Source organism: Streptomyces avicenniae, assembly GCF_000719135.1.
In the GTDB taxonomy this organism is placed as follows: Bacteria; Actinomycetota; Actinomycetes; order Streptomycetales; family Streptomycetaceae; genus Streptomyces; species Streptomyces avicenniae.
On the sequence record NZ_JOEK01000041.1, the window covers coordinates 1 to 405 of the forward strand.

Below are 405 nucleotides of genomic sequence, written 5' to 3' on the forward strand. Positions count from 1 at the left end.
GTCCCTGCGAGATCGCCGTACCGTCCACCGATTGCGCTCCGCCCGTTGGCGCACGCCCGGGACGCACTCCCGGCTCACGCTCCAACCCAGCTCCGTACGCGCAGCTTTGGCGGCCTGTCACCAATCCACCTACATCCACTGGTGTTTGCTGCTTGAGATGTCATGGGCATTCTGTATGGGTCTGATCGTCGGCGTGGGTGCAACCTTGGGGGCCGATGGCAAGAGGGGACGTCTGGGCGGGAAAGGGCACGACCGGATCGGTCGCGGACCTCGTCGCCCAGTTCGGCGAGGAGGTCAGGGCCAAGCTGCAAGGTCCCGCAGGGGCAGTCAGCAGTAAGGAGGACAGTCTGAGCGCGCCGGTGGAGCATCTGCTGCGCGGCATGGCCTCGCGGCAACGCCTCAAGC

General features: G+C 66.4%; 1 protein-coding gene. It reads left to right on the top strand.

The features are described from left to right. Positions 1 to 215 precede the first annotated feature (215 nt). Positions 216 to 405 (top strand): hypothetical protein (locus IF27_RS31335; RefSeq protein ID WP_190233157.1); only part of this gene is annotated, 190 nt, incomplete at its 3' end.